A 2,224-nucleotide genomic window follows, 5' to 3' on the forward strand; every position below is an offset into this window, starting at 1 on the left:
CCGGGCTGCACCGTCTCGCACTGCATCAACGCCGGCGCGGGTCACAGGCTGACCCTGCAGCACGGCATGGACGAGGTTGAAGAAGTCACGGCCGACATCGTCATCCTGGCCACCGGTTACGAGAACGCGGTGCCAGGCTTCTTGGAACCGATCGCGGACCGGCTGGAACAAATCGACAATGAGTTGGCTGTTCGCGAGGATTTTTCGGTGTGCTGGGACGGACCGCGTGAAAGACGCATCTTCGTACAGAACGCGAACCTTGGGCAGCGCGGGCTCGCCGATCCGAATCTTACCCTGCTGGCCTGGCGCGCGCCGCATCCTCGACAGCCTTCTGGGGCGCGCGCCATGCGCGAACCCCGAGCATCCTGCCTTCATCAGCCGTACCTCAATCGAGAGCTGGCCCGACCCCGTGGCCGAAGAAATGGGCAGCGGGATATGACTCGTCGACTACTGATCATCGGCGGGGCATCCAAGGAATGATGTCCGCCTCCGCTGCGGCGAAGGCCGGAGCCTTCTCCGAAATCATCGTGACTGAACAAGCCTTGGACCCATCGGCGCATCGCATTATTCTGGGGGCGTGCATTTCCCCTAGGGGGCGCGGCGAGCGCGCCAGAGTCGGCGCAAAGTATCGAATGTTTGCGCGGATCGCGGCGATGGTATCGAGGGCCGACTGGCTGCAGCCGAGCGGACAAAATCCCCGTGCCTGGTCGCAAACCTCGAGCGCAGCGCGGTCGCGATCATGTGTGGCAACATCCTCTCGCGATTGCGCCTGGTCATTCCGTTCGATTCACCGAGTTCGGCGAAGGCCGCGGTTCAGGTGGCCTCAAGCCTGAAAACTCGAGTCCTTCACGGGGACCAATTCCCTTGCCTGGCCTCGCAGAACCTGTTTCCGGCGGATCAGTAAGGGCAACCAGGCTTCGGTCCAATCAAGCATGCTGCGACCGCTCACGGTGCGATCCTCGCACCCAAATCCAGCCGCTTGTGATCTGCAATGAGGATGGAGGGCTGCAGCAGGACGGAAGCAGAACGGGCCTGTTCTAGAGGCTCGTATTCCTAAGCAAAACATCGCCCTCCACTCCGCGTGGATAGCGGGTCAGCAATTCGAACGAAGGCAAAAGATCAAGAATGGCTTGCAGGGACAGCTGACCTTCATAGAGCTCGTGGTCGCTATATTCCGTGTAGATAAAGCGCGTGTTGCTCAAGGTCTGTCTGCCGCCAGCAATGACATCTGACTCGGCTCCCTGCACATCCATCCAGATGAAATCGATCTTTTTCAGGTTCGCTTCGCTGCACCAGTCGTCAAGCCTTCGAGTTTCAACTGACATGGGGCGATCGAACCGAACCCAAGCATGTTCGACAAGATGATTCTTGGGTCGGCGTATCGAGCCAGATTGGTCCCATTCCTCCGCGCTTCCTTCTCCATTGCTTGGATGGAAATCAATCGTGCCATTTCGGTTGCTGAGCGCGATTTCAAACAGTTTCACCTTGTCCAGGTACGGATTCATGTTTTTCTTAAAGCGAGCAGCCGCGCGAGGGTCTGGCTCAAAGCAGTAGAGCTGTGCCTTCGGGCAAAGGCTGAGAAAACGTCGCGTATCGGTTCCGTCATTGCAGCCGATGTCCAGGATGACGGGATCGGTTTTTTGCAGAAGTGAAACGATATGCCGATGTACTTTTAATGAAGAGATCGGTTCCTGCATATGTATTTCCATCGAACTTTACCTCAACGCCTCAATTGCACACGCGACATCCCTGGAAGGTATATCAACCGGAACTCCGGGGGCTAGCGCCAGCCAACTGCGATTTTTTCGAATGATCCCGCCTCGACCGCGCCGGTCGGTCCATGAATCTTTCGGAAGAAGTTGGACAGTTTGACTAGTCGGCGAGTGGCAGCTCGCATTCTCAGTAGACCTGTTCTCCCGGCCGACGTTTCATATCCGCTATTCTCTATAATTCGTAAAATCGATTGTATTGATGGAACGCATCCGCACGATGGATGTTTGGCAAGCCATGCACCTGTGATTGGCCGGGAGAGGACTACGTTCGCCGGGTGGCGCTTACGTGGACCGATCACGCTTCGAGGATGGACTAAGGGCGGATTTCTTCCAGGCCCAGTGTAGATGCTATGGCCGGCGGCGAGCGTGTGGCACCCTCGGCGCTGTTGAGCAGCTATCTAAGGAGCGTCCCCATGTCACCATTCTTTGATGCAAGCAGATCCCTTACCGCC

At 57.4% G+C, this 2,224-nt stretch carries 1 protein-coding gene and 1 pseudogene; one reads left to right on the forward strand and one right to left on the reverse strand.

Going from position 1 to position 2,224, the window contains the following annotated elements:
• Positions 1-480, forward strand: a pseudogene (locus tag NKH37_RS33945) (hypothetical protein); the annotation flags it as partial.
• A 557-nt stretch (positions 481-1,037) separates the two neighbouring features.
• Here the strand turns inward: NKH37_RS33945 and NKH37_RS33950 are convergent.
• Positions 1,038-1,685 (reverse strand): FkbM family methyltransferase, encoded by a 648-nt coding sequence (locus NKH37_RS33950; RefSeq protein WP_352939813.1) that lies wholly within the window; start codon positions 1,683-1,685, stop codon positions 1,038-1,040.
• Positions 1,686-2,224: the final 539 nt, after the last annotated feature.

Origin of the sequence: Mesorhizobium sp. M1217 (assembly GCF_040318275.1) — a bacterium.
GTDB lineage: Bacteria > Pseudomonadota > Alphaproteobacteria > Rhizobiales > Rhizobiaceae > Mesorhizobium.